Below are 15991 nucleotides of genomic sequence, written 5' to 3' on the forward strand. Positions count from 1 at the left end.
AGGATCAATTTACGCGCTGATCTAGGGAATAATAGGCATTAATTAGATTTTTTAAGCTAAATTATCCGAAAAAATCCCTTTAGCTCTGGTTTAAGCTTGCTTTTGCTTTCATAAGCACTAACCTAAGATCAAAAGGCATCCTCTTGTGTGAATCAGTTAGTCAACCGGCCACCTTTTGATCTTGGCATTACTAATGACTTTCCGAGAGATGGCGCGGATCTGCGATCGCTAACCGCAGCCATTGATAGGAAACTAGATTTAAAATCAGTCCGATGATCAGTAAAATTGCCATGAGAGCGATTTGATACCAGGCGATCGGTCTGACCAGAAGATCGGCGATCAGATGGGCTAAATTCAAGACAGAATAGACAATTGTTAGCCAGAAATGGGTTTTTCTCAAGGAGCGACTTTCGCTAAAATTGACCCCGATAATCGCTAACATTGGCAGCAAAAAAAAGAGTAACATTCCCCAGAAAATCGGATCGAGATTGCTGGTTTGATGACTCTCCACGATCGATTGACCATGGAAGAGCGGCATTAATCCCAGTTGAGTGTGAAATAGGGTTCCCAAGAGGAATGTTGTCCACAGAGCGGCAATTTTTTCGGGATATTTCGCTGTTTTCACGGTAATTATCCTCGGAATTAGTTAATATAAAAGCTCGGGCTAGGTGAGAAAGTATTCTTAAATTTTTCCTAATCACTACATTCCAGAAAAAGTTGCTGTATTTGAAAGGTCAATTTAAGTCTGAATGGCATCACTATCTGATCGATTAGGTGCTAAACTCCCCAGACATTATTTTGCTGTCAAACGTTGTCAGCAACCACGATCAGAACTACTACAAAAAGGACGTTGATTTAGTGCGAATTTTAGCCTAGCCTGAAATCGAGGGTCTTGAAAAGAGGGCGAACGAGGGGACTCGAACCCCCGAGTGGTGGAACCACAATCCACTGCCTTAACCACTTGGCTACGCTCGCCGTACACCTTTTCAAGTATAGCACAAGACGAATGGTTGACAAGAGGTTTTTTATCCTAATTCAGGCTATGGTTAGGGTAAGTGAGTGATGATTTGAGAGCTTATGAAATTGGCGCGGTTAGGGGGAATGGTGTTAGGAGTGGTTTTAGGGGGAATTGCGGGGATATTGCTGACAACTAACCCTAATCGTCAAGATTACGAACAATATGCTTCCCAGAGGTTAACTAGCTATCTTAAGGATAATGTCTGCGCTCGGGCGCAAGCTTCCCTCGAAGTACAAGCTCTCTTACGGGGTTACTGTAAAATGTTGGTGGATACGGGTCATCCTTTTTTACAAGAAGCGATCGCCACTAACACATCTAGAAAGAATTTTCTCATTTTCAGCGTTTATCAAACGGAATTATCGTTCCCTCCCCCTTTACCTAGTTATCAATTCAGTACCGTCGGTTTTTTGAATAAATTATACATCTACGAAGCTTTAGAACTGTAGTTAGGCAATTGAATTTGTCCGAGAGTGATTTTCTTGTAGTGGTAATAGCTGAAACTTTTGCTAATTGGGCATTTTTTTATCGTCGGTGATTGGGATTTCCTCCATTTACGGAAAAAAGCAGACTTTGCCATTCCAAAAGTACAGGAGTCGGGATACTGAGAGCGCGGGGATTGTCTAGGGGGAGGGAAAGCTCGATCGCTTCGGTAACGGGTAGCTGCGCTAAGATATCCTGCATCTTGTATTGACCAACGTTAGCTGCGGGTGATTCTTGGGCAAAAGCATCCTCAGCCGCTAAAATTTGACCTTTAGCAGTGGTTATCGTTAATTTTTCTGGGTGAAGAAACTCAATCCCCTCTGGAAATCCCACCAAGCGCAAACTAATTTCTACCGTTTCCTCATCTTTAACTCGTTTGAATAACACCACCTGCCAAGGACTACCAGTATCATCGCGCAAACTATGACGGGATTGATACAACAGCTGCCCCGGTCCTTCTGACTGTTGTCGAGTTAGAGCTAGTGCGGACAAGGAAAAATCGATTTTAAGGCTGATAAACAGCAAAAAACTGACGAGAACACAAAATAATAACAGAAATCGTTTCATAACTTTATTGACATTAGCTAAAAAATATGATGCGAGCTTCGGCACTTGAGCCAAATCAATATAATTATATCACTATATAGTTAATTATTTAGAAAAGCTGCTGTCAAGGGGAGTGGAGCGGCTTTTTTCCGCAAAGACATTGTAAGCTGTTCGTAATTTAAATGGCTTGTTGAGACGAGGCAAAAGGCAAGAGGCAAAAGGCAACAGTAAAGGGATTGGGTGAGGTTCGGCTAATCTAAGAATAAGCGGTTTAAATGCGTCTTAGCTTATGATTGATTATATAAAATGATAGTTGCAACTCATTGTTCGCTTAATTTTTTAGGGGAAGGGTTTTAAAGTTGCTGTTACCTTTATCCTGTATGCTTTTTAGCGAATAAGGTAAGTAGAACATTGCCGAGAGTGCGATCGCCAATTGGCTCGCTCAAACCCTAATCAATTCGTTAACCTAAAAAATAGCCTTTTTGTACTAATAAATATTTGAGTAGAACACTCAATGCGTTTGCTAGAGTGCATTTGGGAAAATTTGATAAATTTTCGGTTCGAGAAATGAGCGAACGGTGAGTCAAAGATAGGAACAACCTTTGATCCTAGCCCATCGATCAAAAAACTACTATGGGGTCCACCAGTAGCAACAAGGTGAACAGTCACAGAACTTAACGGCCTATGATTAAAGAGACGAGGAATCAGAACCCGAAATAAATCCTCGCCCCGCCATTGCCTTGATTCTCCCTGATAATTATGGGACTTTTTGCCCGTCACCAAAACCTCCGTCAGTGGTTTAAATCCCAACACTTCGGACGTAGCGCGACCGATAGTCGTTATGCTTTACTGGTTGCCTGTTTAATCGGAATTCTCTCCGCCTTTGCCGCTATTATCCTGAAATTGGGCATCGGTTGGTTAGGTGGTTGGCGGGTGCATCTAGTAGCCAATTCCTCTCCTTTCCTAGTTTTGCCCCTCGGTGGTTTTCTGCTGGGTTACAGCGCCGGTTGGATTGTGGAACACTTCTCCCCCGCAGCCGCCGGGGGTGGCATTCCCCAAGTAAAAGCGGCCTTAGCTAAATATCCTTTGCCCTTGTCTTGGCGCGTCGCCCTAGTAAAAATGATCGGGGCGATCCTGATTCTTGGCGGTGGTTTAACCCTTGGTCGTCGGGCCCCCACGGTACACATCGGGGCAGCCCTAGCAGCCCAATTAAGCGTCTGGCTGCCCACCAGTCCTGATCACCGTCGTCAGATGATCGCAGCCGGGGCAGCCGCCGGGTTAGCGGCCGGTTTTACTACTCCCATCGCCGGCGTCCTCTTTGTGATCGAGGAATTAATGCGCGATGTTTCCAGTATGACCCTAGAAACGGCGATCGTGGCTTCCTTTACCGGGGCCGTGGTTTCGATGATGTTGCAGAATACCCCCTCGATTATCACTGAATATGCCAATATTAGCTTCTCTGCCCAAGAAATACCCATTTATTGCCTTTTGGGGGTTTTAGCGGGCTTATTGGGGTCTTTATTCAATCAAGGCATCCTTTTTTGTAGTCAGCTGCAGCGGCGTTGGCGGTTATCTTTAGCTTGGCGCATCGGTCTGGTCAGTTGGTTATCGGGAACGGTAGTGGCTTTTTTACCGGACTTTTTTCGAGATAATACGGGTTTACGCGAATTTTTGCTGGCAGGGGAATTAAGTTGGCAGAATACCGCCCTCGCTTTTGTGGTCTATTTTTTCCTGACGATGATCTCCTATAGTTCCGGCGCTCCGGGAGGACTGCTCGCCCCCGCTTTGGTGTTGGGATCCTGTTTGGGGTTTCTGGTGGGGGGAATCGAGACGAAAATTATGGGTTTCGGCAGCGAACCTAGTTATGCTTTAGCCGGTATGGGGGCTTTTTTTACGGGAGTAGTCAGGGTTCCGGTAACGGCGATCGTGATTGTCTTTGAACTGCATCACAATTTTAATGTTGTGCTGCCCCTGATGTTGACCTGTGCCGTTTCTTATATCACTGCCGAAAGCATTCTACCCGGTTCTCTCTATCAGCATTTACTTTCCGCTAGTGGTATTATTCTCAACGAGGAAACCCCTGCTAATGATGTGCTGGCCCATCTATCCGCTATGGATGTGATGCAATCCCAGGTGGAAATTCTGCCGGCGGATTTACCCCTGGGGGAAGTGGTGAAAATTATGTCCCGTTCCCATCATCGAGGTTTTCCCGTGGTGGAACAGGGGCGACTATTGGGGATTTTTACCCAAAGTGATCTGGATAAATGGCACTCAAAAAACAGTCAAACCGTCCTGCGGGAGATCATGACTCCCAATCCGATTACGGTGGCCCCCCAGGCAGCTTTAAGCGATGTTTTATTTCTCTTAAATCGCTATCAGCTTTCCCGTTTACCCGTTACCGATGGTCAAAAACTGGTGGGGATCATCACCCGCACTGATATTATCCGGGTGGAAGCTGATCAATTGGGGGGGGTTTGTCAACTGCCCCAACCCAGTACCCCTTCCTATGTGGTTTATCAAACTCGTTCCCCAGCTGTGGGAATAGGCCGGATTTTGTTACCTATTGCCAATCCCGACACCGCTACCGCTTTGTTTAAAATTGCTGTTGCGATCGCCCGTGAACGCAATTATGAGATAGATTGTCTCTATGTGATTACTGTGCCTCGTCTTAGTTCTCCGGCGGAAGTAAAGGTAGATACGCGGGAAGGACGCAAATTACTTCATCGTTTGGAAAGATTAGCGCGACAGCAGAATATCTCTGTTCATACACAAATTTCGGTGGCTCAGGATATCGCCGAAGGGATTTTGGCCACGATTCGCGAACGACACAGCAATTTATTAATTATGGGTTGGACGGGGGAAAGATCCACCACTGGGGCGATTTTTGGGGTTTTAGTCGATACTTTGATTGCTCAGGCCCCCTGTGAAACCATCTTGGTAAAATTGGGAACAAAGGATTGTTTTCCCAACGATTCTAATCGGGAAAGGATTTGGCTGATTCCCACCGCTGGCGGTCCTAATGCCCAACGAGCTTTAGCATTATTGCCTAGTTTGCTGTCTTTGTCCGAGTCTTCCGATTATCCCAAACTTTGGTTATGTAAAATCTATTCTCCGACGGAGTTAATGCCAGATCTGTCTATTTTGGAAGTTTTACAAGCATCTTTACAGAAAGCGATCGCACAGCCGATTGTACCTTTACCGATTCGTTCGGCCTCTCCCGCCGAGGCGGTAATTAATCTGGTAGAATCGGAGGATTGTTCTTTGGTGCTTTTGGGTGCATCTAGGGAAAGCTTGCTCAATCAGTTATTAAATGGCAATATCCCCTCGACGATTGCCCGTGCGGTTAATTGCACTGTGATTCTCGTGCGAGGGGAATTATCAGATTAGTTTATTAGCTAGGCGGAAGCTAAACTTAAACCGAAGGGTACGGTATTGTCAATTTTCGCCCCTTGACTTTCCTCTAGGGAATGGGGGTAGAATATTTCCCCCTCTAGTTGACCATCGGAGTCATCCTCATCCCCATCGCTGATATAAAGGCGTTCACAGGGGATATTATCGGAAAGGATGGAACTGGCCATCATCCCCGTATGAATCTCTAAGAAAGCATCCGCTAGGGTCTCAAATACTAAACGCTGCCCGGGGAAAACCACCCTTTCAAAATACCAGTTAGCAATATTGGTGATGCGAACAATTTGAATATGACTGGTCGCATTGACATAGCAACAAAGAATACTATTTTTCTTGCCGTTGGGGAGGGGATCGAGAATCTGTGCCATAGCAATTGAGGTGATCTTAAAGTGGGTTTGTCATCGCTCCTTCACCGTAACATCCTTTGATCCCCGATAGTTGTAAAGATGATTACATTACTCTGATAAAAATCTACTGATCGCTTTTTCTGGTGATAGAAGGCGGTTTTTATTAAAAAATCATTAAATTTAACTAATGCCTAGTTTTGGCTATTTGTCAAGGGGGTAACTGCGCTTTTTTGCTGTTTTTCTCGATTTTTTGCCCAGCTATTTATCACTCAATTTTGTTAACGGTCCTTGACAACCTGCCTGACCCCGATGTGCTGGCTTTGGAGATTATGGAAAACCTAGAAGCTGGATTAGAAAGCTTTCGGACAATTGTGGACAGTTTAGAAGTCACCGAGACTTAATGCTTCCAACTTCCATCGGGGAAGGTGAGAAATTCTCGATTAATACACTTGCTCGCACCATTAATTCTACCAAAAACCGCCCGCACTTTTTCCCTAATTGCCATGGTTTTCGATCCTAACTTTTATCCCTACCCTTCCCAACGTCGTTTAATTTTTTCCCCTCGCGCTGCCGTCGCTACCAGTCAATCCCTAGCCACCGATGTGTTAAACATTTTCAAGAATAATACTTATGGTAAATTTTTCGGATCAATAATTTATTTTACCATTTTTTCTAGCCAAGTTTGTAAGGCATTTTCGAGGTTAATTTGATTGGGTAAAAATCCTTGTATTGGCTGTTCGATAGGTTTATCTGTGATTATGGCAATAGAAGCAAAATCGCTGATAAGTTGGCAAAGTTGAATAAAAGAATCCCTCGGATCATCACCATAAAAAATCAGGGCAAGATTTGGGGTTTCAGTCTTGAGACACCATTCTAAATCATAGACATCATTAATCGGAGAAATTAATTTTGTCAAGATACGATTACCAATACCTTTCGCAAGGCGATCGAGGTTAGTCTCTTGGTTTATTGTTTTAATATCAATAGTGCGAACATTGGGGTTATTTGTTTTAATTTTTTCGAGAATATAGTCTAAGTGTTGCGATTGTAGTTCTTCGGGAATGCTGTTTTCATTTTGACCGTGCCACGCTTTATAAAATTCGGGGTAGGTCATCTGTTGAGCGCAATACCAACAAAGTCTATAGGATTTTTCAAAAGTTGTTCTATCATAACTGCTATAAGCTTCGGTCAAATATTTTTTTAGTGACTTGATTATTAGATATAGTACATCGTTTTTAGACATACTTTCATAGTCAATTTCAATTGGATTTGGAATTCGATCAAAATAATCTGGATAACTACCTTTAATTATAGATGCTAAAGCCTCGAAACAATAGTCTATGCCAATGTCTACGCTAATATTACTTGTATGTGTTTCGATTAATTCTGAAATTTTCACATATTGTACTTCAAGCTCTGTGTCTTCACCTTCCCTGTCTAATTCAAAAAGATATTCCCAGTCTGAATTTTTTAGCTTATTTAATAAAGATTTTTTGTCTTGACTATCAAATATCTTACTATGTTCTGATTTATTTAAAGTATTTTCTTCATACCAAATAGTCAAGCGATCCATGTTGTACAACAAATCCCAATTTTCTAAAATCTCATAGATTATTATTTCTTTGTTTTTAGAAAATTCTGGTTCAGTCATAAGAAAGGAAAAAAAGTTATCAAAATTTAATGGATCAGTAATAGCTAATCTTTTTATAAAGTCCACGGTTTTCTTGTGTTCTAGAAAAAAAAGATTATCTTTTTTTTGAGAGTTTGCTTTAGGAATAATATCCCACAGTTTTTGATTGAGTTTTTTTAACAATATCGATATTAGCTCTGGAGTTTCTGAAATAGTTTTTCCTGTTTGCGGCTGCTCCGATAAACTCCATAGCACACATGAACGATAAAGATAATCTAGTTCTTCATCTATCAATAGATGAAGACCAATTGATATCCCTAATTGATTGCTACTGTCATAATTCAATAGAAAAGAAACTGAAGGAACCAGATTTTCTGCTTTATTCAGTTTGCAGTTATTCTCGATAATCAAGCAATAGTTTGTTAAAGTGGCAATAAATTTATCTTTTTCAAACTCATACAATGAGTCTAAGAGCGTCCATGAATCGATCCCATAAGGATAATGATATATTTCCCCCGTATTTATATCAATTTCACCGCAAGTTATTTGAATGGCCTTGGTGAGAATTTTATCATAATTGCAATATTGTTTGAATTCACCTAAAAACTTTATCAGAATTTTAAAAGAAACAAGCCAGTAAAAATTACAAAACCCACAACCATCATTAAAATTAAACAACTCCTCCATTAATTTATTTTTTTCAGCTATTATCCGATCACTTTGCTGTCCTAACCATAATAAAATAACTTCTGTCCATTGATTTTCAAAAACTCTATAGACTCCTTGTTCTGGATTTTCGGGAATATGATTCAAGAAAAATTGATAATCATCAATAACCAAAGCGGCAAAATATTCTTGAAAACTGGGATGAAAGAAAGCATAAACTTCTTCCTCTGGATTTTCTTCAGCAACCCCAACGATGTTTAACCAACCTATATCTAAAGCTAATTTACCTAAAGGTTGATCGATTTCACCCAAATATTTAACTACTTGCTCACGACTTAAGCGGAAACGATTTGATGGTTGATTAATTGCTGCCTTTGCCAATTCTCCCAAGGCACGATTTAACTTTTTTTGCCGTGACAGTGTAGTGGAAAAATATTCAGATTTCCATTTGTATAGAGTTTCTACAAACCATTTATATAAACCCGCTTTCGTTTCGGGTAAAGAACCCTCTCGTCTTTGCCAAGCGTAACAAAGTAAAGTTAATTGGAGAGGATTTTTAATTAAATCTCGAATAGGTTCTTTTCCCGATTTATTTAACTCACCTTGAAGCAATAAAGAACGCTCATGATCATTGATAAAAAACCGACCAATGAAATCCTTAACTTGTTCCTCATCAAAATCTAAATTCCGATAAACATCGAAATTATCGAGATAATTCTTACCATTATCCCACACATTCAACCGACAGGTTAACAGGATTCTTGCTGCAGCGAGCCAACTTTGCTCAATCTGGTTACGAATCCAGAATAATGGGTTATTAATCCCCATCTCATCGAGTCCGTCTAGTAATAACCAAACTCTCTCGGTATTGAAAATATCTACTAATGCTTGTTTTGATTGTGGTTTAACCTCAAAGGTTTTTAAAGCTACTTTTAGCCAGTTGTCAAGTAAATAATTCTCTAAATTCTCTCCTGGCAAATCTGCGAGAGAAACCCAAATAATTCTATCTTCTGGATGTGTTTGTGAAACGCGATCAACTATCTGCTGTAGTAGGGTAGTTTTTCCCGCACCGGGTTCACCGATAATTGCGATCCGTTTTCCCGAACTTTTAGGACTATTTCCCCCTTCGATTACCTCACAGAAAAACTGATCATTTTCAAATCTGCGGGTGATTTCTTCTTGGAAATCGTACAATCTCGATCCTTTTTCCGCTTCCCCATCCTTAACTCTAGGTTTTTTTCTCCGTTCTATTAATCCCAAAGGAACATACATTTTATCTCGCTCTAAATTAATATCATCCCCTACGGTTAAAGGATTTGAGGTCATGCGTTTAATTTGTTCTGCGAGCATTTTTGTAAAGACTTCATGGGGAATAGTTTGCTGCTGCGCTTCTTCCAAAACTGGTTCTGATGACTGTAAATGACTAAAATCCACTACATCATCCAGTTTTAATCCTAAAAGTTCGACTATTCCCTTCGCAGTAGCTATTTGGATAGGTTGGCCGTTAAAAAATCGATCTACGGTAATTTTACTTGTAAAAACTTTCTCAGCAATACGCTCATAAGTTAACTTTTTGCCTTCTTTTCTTGTTTGCGCTTCTCTGAGTCGAATTTTGCCTTGATTGGTTGCAGAAATCCCCTTTTTTGCCGGTTTAGCTTTAGTCATAGCGATCGCATTGAGTCTATTCATTCTTTAGCTTTCCCATCAGGTTAACATTTATCAATATAGCCAGATCAATTTTTATCCACAAGCTCAGATTACCTCACTTCACCTCACTTAATTTTGAGGTGATCTGCTCTCGAAATTTGATTTTAATGCCGATATTATCGCAATATAAACTTTGAATGAGTAAATATATGGCTCTTAATCAGAATGTCTTACCCAAGACCAATAAAGCGACGAATCTAATCCCCTCCCAATCTCAAAAACGGTTAACTCCCTATGCTTGGGTAACTCGTGTAGCGCAACTGATGGCCAAAGAAAAAAACTGTCATTATGGGAATTGGTTGCCGACAAATTATCATATTTCTTTGCTTCCCAGCGACTTTGATAGTAGCGATCATGACAAAATGGTTATACAAAGATCGAGAGAATTACAAAATCTGGGTTTTAGCGTTAATGTGGAGAATGCTAACTCCTTTAAAGTGAAAGGAAAAACCTATTCTATCTGTATTGCTGGTCGTCCTGATATTGTGGCAATTAAGGATAATTGGGTAGTGGTGGAGGACTGCAAAAGTGGACGGGAAAAAACCTCCCATCTTTACCAAATCCTCCTCTATATGCTTCTACTCCCCCACGCACCGGAAACAAAATCCCTCTGCAAGGGTCAAATTCCCCACGGACGTTTAATTTATTCTGATCGAATTATCGATATACCTAATCAACGGATCGATCGAGATTTTATCACTCATTTTCAGCAAGTTCTCTCCTCTCTTACCCGTCCCGATTTTCCCCCTCGGCAACCCCACTCCTCGGAATGTCGTTATTGTCGTTTACCCGAAAAAAACTGTAGTTTTAAACGAGTAAGTTATGCCAATTCTCGCGGGTGAAAATTACACATCGAATGATCAATTTAAGTCCCTCTTTTTAAGGGGGATTTAGGGGGATGAAACTTTTGTCGTCAGTTTTCTCCGTTGGGATAATGGCACTTTTGATGGGCGCACCGATGCCCCCCAAGTCCCCGGATAAATGTAGGATATCTCTACACTCTAGAAAATCAATATCTTCAGAGCTACCGAGTCAAAGAGAATTAAATCAGTCAATTTTGACGATATTTTGAATGATTAATCTAAACCCAGTTTCTTGGCGAAATTTTTCCATCCTCTCCGTTTGTGAAGTCTGAAAGGTAGGCTTTTTGTTATTAGCAATGTAGGCTTTTCTAGACGAATAATACTCTATACCATGATTTTCAATAAATACCCGAATTGTGTTTCTTAGTTGCTCTTCTCCGTCTCCTACCCACCCCGAATTTTTCCCTTTTCGTTCTTTTAATTCTACAAAAATCAAACAATTAACATAGGTCAGCATTCCATCACAGCGTTTATCCATACCATTACCATCGACTTTTCTAATTTCAATACATTTATCAATAGCGGTAAATGTCACTTCAATTTCTTGAGAGTTTTCCACAATAGCAATCCAATCACTGGGATTTTCTGTATCTAAATAAGCGGGAGTTTCTGGGGGAAATGGCGGATCACAAATTCCAAATTCATGCCGATGGGTTTGACTCTGACATTTTTTATCAAAGAAATTTATCTTCATAACTGTTCTTCGATTTCTAGTAAATCATCAAAAAGCTGATTTGTCTCTCCCAGGGAAAGATTGAGATAATTTTCATCAGAAGGTAAACCCTTATATGTAGCAAGTTCTCGGATTTCTCCTTGCTCTGTTAATTCATATACAATAGCATCTTCTGCCGCTATACAAGAGGCTTTCGGGACAATTTGGTTGAGCTTTTCTTGGAGATAATCGGCGTTAGAAATCGCTGATGATAGGATTTTTTTGATAACTTTATCTGCTTTGATAGCTAGGGTTAGATCGTTGATAATATAAGGACTATGAGTAGTTAAAATTAGTTTATTTCCCTGGGTTAAATTGGCAAATTCAAATAATTTATATAAAATTTTTTTCTGAGATTGGGGAAATAGATTCTGCTCGATTTCTTCCACAATATTTACAAAACACTCATTGCGGTATTTAGAAGATAACACTTCTAGTGCTGCCCTTTTTAGGTCATCGGAAAGATTATCATTAGAGAGAATTTTCTCGATTTCCATTTTTAATCTTTTTTGCTCCTCTCCACTGAGTTCATTGCGGGAAGTTTCTTGAGTTCGATTAATCGATAAAGCAATATTTCGAGAAACGAGAAATAAAGGAACAAAAGACTGAAAACCACTGGAAGCTTCTGATAGATTTAGTTGATAATCACTACCCACAATCTTTGCTAGTCTATTGAGTTTATCAAATTCCAATTTAACCTCACCTACTGGCAAAGTCAAACTGCCAGATAATTCCTGTTGTGAGCGATCCAATTCTTCCCAGAAAGTATATAATGACTCTGGCAGTCCTTTGAGTTTTTCTGGCCATCTTACTGCACTCAAAAAGTTTCGCTCTGCTGGTACATACATAATTTTTGGTACTCGATACTTTGGATTATCAGTACGCTCGATCGATAATTTAGCATTTTCAAAACTAATTCGATAAACATCTCCATTGTATTCAATTTGGGTTTCAGGTAAAAAGTAATTGGTTAAATTTTGGTATTGACAAAAAGATTTAACAAAACGATTATATTTAGTCACATATTTTTCCTCTAAATCCCCACGATATAGAGCTTTTTCCAACCAGCTTAATGTTGATATTAATTTAGCAATGCTACTTTTTCCAGTTCCTTGATTACCGATAAAAATCGTTACTTTCCGAACGTCGATAAAACCATCATTTTCTAGTAAACCCGCCTTAATTGGACCGAAGTTTTTAACTTTAATTTGGCTCATTGTTACCCCCTTGATTGACGATGATAAATTTTGGCCAGTAATTTGTCCTGAAAAAAAGCTCGTGTTGGACACGAGCTAAATTAACTAACTTCAAGGACTAACTAACCACCGACCTTAACTACTGGTTTAAAACTGGGAACAACCAGTTCACTATCCTGTTTAGTCAGCTTATTGTGTAAGCGTTCCGTATTGGGGAAATTAGCAGCCGGTAGAGTCGGGAAACGACGATAGGGAACCGTATCTTCACCAAATAATTGTAGGTACTCCATGCTATTAACCATGGCACCAATAAAGGCCTTTAATCCCTGAGTTGCCAGAATTTGGTTATATTTCTGGATTTCTTTTTGATTCAAGGGAGCGCGACCTAAGAAGTGCTTGGTTCCCAATTCAATTACTTTCGTATTCGGATAGGGAGCATAGAATTCTTTCAGGTAAAGATCCGAACCACCTAAACCCTCAATAAACTCTTTCACCGTGATCTCAGCATTGCTTAATTTACTCTCTAAAGCGGTAAATTCGGCATTGATGATATAGGGTTCGAGATCCCGTTCAAAAATCTGACGATAGGCAGCGCGAACAGTATTTTGTACGGCAACTTTATCGAGATTAGTTAACAGTTTAAAGATCTTAGTTTGTTCCCGTTGAACCGTGACACCTTGACCGACACGAGATTGAATATCCGGTTCAGTGCGAATCGAGACCGAAGGTGTACCCAATTCAATAAAGCGCGGGGTTTCCTCTTTATCAACTCTTTGGCCGATATCTTCGCGGAGATTGCCCAAACGCACCATCCGTAACTGCATCCCTTGGGGAGTTAGATAGCGCTCGTAGGGAACCGTATCTTCGCCAAAAGCTTCCGTATATTCAGGACTATCGATCAGAGCATCGATTAAAGCATAGAAGCCTTTTTTCGAGCAGATATCGAAGTATTGATTCATTTCCTGACGACCGTAGGTAGGACGACCAAGCAGACGACGGTGAATATATTCGATCGCTTTCACCACATAGAGAGGAGTCCAGTAGATTTTCCGGAAAGTCTCGGATTTAGCTAGGGTTTTGATAAACTCGCGTAGAGTAATATCGCCATTTTCTAACTTAATCTCGGCCACGGATAAACGCTGACCTTCGTAGGGCATTCGACCGAAAACCTGACGATAAGCCGCTAAAATCACTCTTTGGGTGGAACTTTCGCCAAATTTAACGCTTACCCCATTGCTAGAACCGGGTAACTCGTTATTGAGACGGAAAACTTTCGGTCCCAAAGTACCGGGGAATTCACCTCGGGCGCCCGGGTTGCTATTTTGGTTATTAGTGGCCGGTCCACGGTGGATGAGGATACGTTTGCTATCCTTACCGAAGGGAGCGGGACTAGAACTAGGTTCGCGGGTTTCTTTCGGGAAAATTGCCCCAAATTGGATTTCTAGGGGATCATTTCCGGAACCGTAAACGTGCTGATCCGGTAAGGGGCGATCGTATTTAGCAAAGGTGGTGATAAATTGGGGAACTTTGCGGAAAGGTGCGCTGTAGTTAAACAGGTCGATCTGCATCCCCCAGTTACGACATTCCTGTGCTTCTGCACCCAAACCCCGGAGATAGGGAACGGTTTCTTCGCCGAAATAGTCGGAATACTCCTGAGAATCGACTAAAGCATCGATTAACGCCCCTAAACCGCCGCTAGAGACGATCGAGAAGTATTTCTGCACTTCTTCCCGGGAGGAAGGACCGCGACCGAGGAAATGACGGAAAGCCAATTCTAGAGCGCGACTATTGATAAAAGGTTCAAAGAACTGTTTACGATAGAGAGGCGATTTACCGAGACGACGGACGAATTCTTTCATCGAGATGTCGCCGTTTTTCACCTTCGATTCTAGGTCAGAAATGGACTGACTATAGGCGCGGGTGATGTCCCGTTCAAAAATTTGTCTGTAGGCGGCCTTGATAATCGAAGATTTTTCCGACTCCGATAAACCGGTTTTCATGACAAACTTTTGTCGTTTTTCGGCCCCATTGTAGTAGCTTTGGGGAAGACTTAAACCCTGTTGGTCACTACTGGGACGCTGACGCAGTTTATTAGAGGGGGTGGGGGCTTTTAATTCCCCTAGTAGGATATTGAAATAGTCACTGATTAAAGTGGCCGCATCCTTGTCTCTTTGGAAATACTCGATCGAAGCGGCCCGCATTTCCTGTAGGGCCACGATGGTGGCATCAATAGAACAGGCATTTTCGAGAACTTCCCTTAAACCGCGGGTATTAACGATCAGGATACTGGTATCACCGGCCACGATCGCGTATGTAATATAACGCAGGAACCAGGATAAATCCCGGAGGGACTTCTGCATATTGCTCGGACCGTAACGAGAGACGTTAATCGGTCGGAATCCGGGGGGAATCGGGCCGCTAGAGGCGAAAATCCCTTTTAAACCACCAAGGAAGCCACCACCGCCACCAGACCCGCTTTCAGCGTAGGTAACGGTTCCTAATTTCATCCCTTCCTGGACGTTGATCACTTTACCCGCACCCACCAGGGCCAATTCTTCCACGGGGGGTTTTTCTAGGTAGGCCATGGGGGAACCACCGGTAAAAATCCGGTTAGCTGCCCGTGAGACGATCAGATCGGAGTTCCGGGTGAGCGTTTGGGCAATATCTAAACGCTTGCTCCCCGATTGGAAGTAGGCGATCAGTTCGTTGAGTTCGGGTTTATCGAGAAAGCGGTCTTGTTGTTCTGCTTGGGTAATGGCAGATACTGGGACGGTTTGATAGAGTTGGGGACGCGCTAAGGAGCTGCCACCGCTTGCCTTAAGACTCATTGGATTTTAACTATCTCCCTTGACGATGTGCTGAGTTCTCCAATCGTGGAGGCGATCGGTCTTAAAACCAGATGTTTAAACATTTAATCAGCATCTAGATTAAAACTTTTTGCGCTTCCTGAGATAGTTTATTAAGAATTATATAGATTTTTTTCGCTCAAGTGGCCGATTGGTCTATTCTCACACCCCACCGGTATGGGAGGCTAACCAGTCTAAATAGGTCTGTGAACCCGCCACAATCGGTAAAGCGATGATTTCCGGGACGGCATAGCTATGAAGTTCCTGTATCTTCGCCGATAACTGCTCAAACTGCTTTAAATCGGTTTTAATCGCTAATTGCCATTCGCGCTCGTTTTCAATCTGTCCCTGCCAACGATAAATGGAACGAATCGGGTAAATACTGACACAAGCAGCCAGGCGATCGTTAAGTAAGGCGATCGCTAGGTGTTCCGCTTCCGTTTCGCTGGCCGTTGTCACCAGCACCACTCCAAAACCGGTTAATTTTTCAGTCATAAGTAGTCGTGCAAAATAAATTTCCTAGTGAAGATAGGCAAAAGGCAACAGGCAACAGGAGGAATAGATAATCAGTC

At 41.6% G+C, this 15991-nt stretch carries 13 protein-coding genes and 1 tRNA gene; 5 read left to right on the forward strand and 9 right to left on the reverse strand.

Annotated features, from left to right (window positions below):
- Positions 1-190 precede the first annotated feature (190 nt).
- Positions 191-625 (reverse strand): hypothetical protein, encoded by a 435-nt coding sequence (locus IQ234_RS01465; protein ID WP_193955760.1) that lies wholly within the window; start codon positions 623-625, stop codon positions 191-193.
- 277 nt (positions 626-902) lie between these two features.
- A tRNA-His gene (locus IQ234_RS01470) sits at positions 903-975 on the reverse strand.
- A 102-nt stretch (positions 976-1077) separates the two neighbouring features.
- Between IQ234_RS01470 and IQ234_RS01475 the strand changes: the two genes are divergently transcribed.
- On the forward strand, positions 1078-1464 hold the full coding sequence (locus tag IQ234_RS01475) for a DUF4359 domain-containing protein (protein WP_193955761.1): 387 nt from the start codon (positions 1078-1080) through the stop codon (positions 1462-1464).
- Between the two features lie 76 nt (positions 1465-1540).
- Here IQ234_RS01475 and IQ234_RS01480 read toward each other — a convergent pair whose 3' ends face one another.
- Entirely contained in the window at positions 1541-2065 is a 525-nt protein-coding gene (locus tag IQ234_RS01480; RefSeq protein ID WP_193955762.1) for a DUF3122 domain-containing protein, read from the reverse strand.
- Positions 2066-2803: 738 nt separating this feature from the next.
- On the opposite strand from IQ234_RS01480, the gene IQ234_RS01485 reads away from it, so the two are divergent.
- Positions 2804-5431 (forward strand): chloride channel protein, encoded by a 2628-nt coding sequence (locus IQ234_RS01485; protein ID WP_193955763.1) that lies wholly within the window; start codon positions 2804-2806, stop codon positions 5429-5431.
- 8 nt (positions 5432-5439) lie between these two features.
- Here the strand turns inward: IQ234_RS01485 and IQ234_RS01490 are convergent, their stop codons facing one another.
- On the reverse strand, positions 5440-5820 hold the full coding sequence (locus IQ234_RS01490; protein WP_193955764.1) for a DUF1830 domain-containing protein: 381 nt from the start codon (positions 5818-5820) through the stop codon (positions 5440-5442).
- A 254-nt stretch (positions 5821-6074) separates the two neighbouring features.
- Between IQ234_RS01490 and IQ234_RS21500 the strand changes: the two genes are divergently transcribed.
- Positions 6075-6200 carry a hypothetical protein gene (locus IQ234_RS21500; protein WP_265578455.1) on the forward strand — a complete coding sequence of 42 codons (126 nt, stop codon included), beginning with the start codon at positions 6075-6077 and terminating at the stop codon, positions 6198-6200.
- A 48-nt stretch (positions 6201-6248) separates the two neighbouring features.
- Positions 6249-6509, forward strand: coding sequence for a hypothetical protein (locus tag IQ234_RS01500; RefSeq protein ID WP_193955779.1), 261 nt, complete (start codon positions 6249-6251; stop codon positions 6507-6509).
- Here IQ234_RS01500 and IQ234_RS01505 read toward each other — a convergent pair.
- The gene (locus IQ234_RS01505) at positions 6455-9784 is read right to left on the reverse strand and encodes an NACHT domain-containing protein (protein WP_228008312.1); all 3330 of its coding nucleotides are present in this window, start codon (positions 9782-9784) and stop codon (positions 6455-6457) included. The genes IQ234_RS01500 and IQ234_RS01505 overlap by 55 nt on opposite strands.
- 155 nt (positions 9785-9939) lie before the next feature.
- Here IQ234_RS01505 and IQ234_RS01510 point away from each other — a divergent pair, with 155 nt between their 5' ends.
- The gene (locus IQ234_RS01510; RefSeq protein ID WP_228008313.1) at positions 9940-10644 is read left to right on the forward strand and encodes a PD-(D/E)XK nuclease family protein; all 705 of its coding nucleotides are present in this window, start codon (positions 9940-9942) and stop codon (positions 10642-10644) included.
- A gap of 205 nt (positions 10645-10849) precedes the next feature.
- Here IQ234_RS01510 and IQ234_RS01515 read toward each other — a convergent pair whose 3' ends face one another.
- From IQ234_RS01515 to cutA, 4 genes are all read right to left on the reverse strand, one after another.
- Positions 10850-11359: a hypothetical protein gene (locus tag IQ234_RS01515; RefSeq protein WP_193955765.1), complete on the reverse strand. Its 510-nt coding sequence runs from the start codon at positions 11357-11359 to the stop codon at positions 10850-10852.
- Entirely contained in the window at positions 11356-12594 is a 1239-nt protein-coding gene (locus tag IQ234_RS01520; protein ID WP_193955766.1) for an AAA family ATPase, read from the reverse strand. Before IQ234_RS01520 ends, IQ234_RS01515 begins: the two co-directional genes overlap by 4 nt.
- Positions 12595-12695: 101 nt before the next feature.
- Complete coding sequence (locus IQ234_RS01525) at positions 12696-15401, reverse strand: phycobilisome rod-core linker polypeptide (RefSeq protein ID WP_193955767.1); 2706 nt, start codon at positions 15399-15401, stop codon at positions 12696-12698.
- Positions 15402-15581: 180 nt separating this feature from the next.
- Entirely contained in the window at positions 15582-15914 is a 333-nt protein-coding gene (cutA, locus tag IQ234_RS01530; protein ID WP_193955768.1) for a divalent-cation tolerance protein CutA, read from the reverse strand.
- Positions 15915-15991: the final 77 nt, after the last annotated feature.

It is taken from the genome of Microcystis aeruginosa LEGE 91341 (assembly GCF_015206885.1).
Classification (GTDB): Bacteria; Cyanobacteriota; Cyanobacteriia; order Cyanobacteriales; family Microcystaceae; genus Microcystis; species Microcystis aeruginosa_H.

What these genes read in the sequence shown, in the direction of transcription:
- IQ234_RS01510 (WP_228008313.1), top strand. Translation starts at nt 9,940, where the DNA reads ATGAGTAAATATATGGCTCTTAATCAGAATGTCTTACCCAAGACCAAT.
- IQ234_RS01515 (WP_193955765.1), bottom strand. Translation starts at nt 11,359, where the DNA reads ATGAAGATAAATTTCTTTGATAAAAAATGTCAGAGTCAAACCCATCGG.
- IQ234_RS01475 (WP_193955761.1), top strand. Translation starts at nt 1,078, where the DNA reads ATGAAATTGGCGCGGTTAGGGGGAATGGTGTTAGGAGTGGTTTTAGGG.
- IQ234_RS01520 (WP_193955766.1), bottom strand. Translation starts at nt 12,594, where the DNA reads ATGAGCCAAATTAAAGTTAAAAACTTCGGTCCAATTAAGGCGGGTTTA.
- IQ234_RS01505 (WP_228008312.1), bottom strand. Translation starts at nt 9,784, where the DNA reads ATGAATAGACTCAATGCGATCGCTATGACTAAAGCTAAACCGGCAAAA.
- IQ234_RS01490 (WP_193955764.1), bottom strand. Translation starts at nt 5,820, where the DNA reads ATGGCACAGATTCTCGATCCCCTCCCCAACGGCAAGAAAAATAGTATT.
- IQ234_RS01480 (WP_193955762.1), bottom strand. Translation starts at nt 2,065, where the DNA reads ATGAAACGATTTCTGTTATTATTTTGTGTTCTCGTCAGTTTTTTGCTG.
- cutA (WP_193955768.1), bottom strand. Translation starts at nt 15,914, where the DNA reads ATGACTGAAAAATTAACCGGTTTTGGAGTGGTGCTGGTGACAACGGCC.
- IQ234_RS01525 (WP_193955767.1), bottom strand. Translation starts at nt 15,401, where the DNA reads ATGAGTCTTAAGGCAAGCGGTGGCAGCTCCTTAGCGCGTCCCCAACTC.
- IQ234_RS01485 (WP_193955763.1), top strand. Translation starts at nt 2,804, where the DNA reads ATGGGACTTTTTGCCCGTCACCAAAACCTCCGTCAGTGGTTTAAATCC.